This window comes from Photobacterium sp. GB-1 (assembly GCF_003026165.1).
In the GTDB taxonomy this organism is placed as follows: Bacteria; Pseudomonadota; Gammaproteobacteria; order Enterobacterales; family Vibrionaceae; genus Photobacterium.
The window spans coordinates 1-544 of sequence record NZ_PYOB01000070.1 but is presented as its reverse complement, the minus strand read 5'-3'; the positions used below and the strand labels follow the sequence as shown (position 1 = coordinate 544).

1 protein-coding gene is annotated in these 544 nt (G+C 40.1%); it reads left to right on the top strand.

What is annotated here, in order from left to right; all coding sequences use genetic code 11:
- A partial coding sequence (locus C9J45_RS21475; RefSeq protein WP_199190667.1) for a transposase occupies positions 1-341 on the top strand: 341 nt, incomplete at its 5' end.
- Between the last annotated feature and the right edge of the window lie 203 nt (positions 342-544).

Below are 544 nucleotides of genomic sequence, written 5' to 3'. Positions count from 1 at the left end.
TAATTGCGGATAAAGACATTCTGTATATCAATAATGAACAGGTGACATTTCGTTATAAAGATAGCCAAACTCAAACGATGAAGACACGCACGTTACCCGTGTTGCAATTTCTTTGGTTGATATTGCAGCATGTGTTACCGAAAGGGTTTCGACGAGTACGTGATTATGGTTTGTTGCGAGGGCATGAAAAGAAGCGGCTTCAAGCTATCCAATTTATGTTCATGTTAGCCGGGCAACTGACGTTGCCCTCACTGAATAAAACGGTACGTATAAAAGCCCAACCCTTTTGCCCCTGCTGCCAACATGTGATGCAATTAACGGGGATATTTCGACCCAGATAACCGACGTTAAATAATAAGGATAATGGCTTTAACGCTTCAAAAATAAAGAGGATTTTATTATAAATCAGAATTTTAAAGTTATTGGTTCACACCAAGGATAACGCTCGACTTCTTTTTGTCATCACCCTTCATGATATTTCCAATATTTACTTATATAAGGTGGCTTGGGCTTGTCCAACACTTCGGATAGGTGTCGGCTTCGC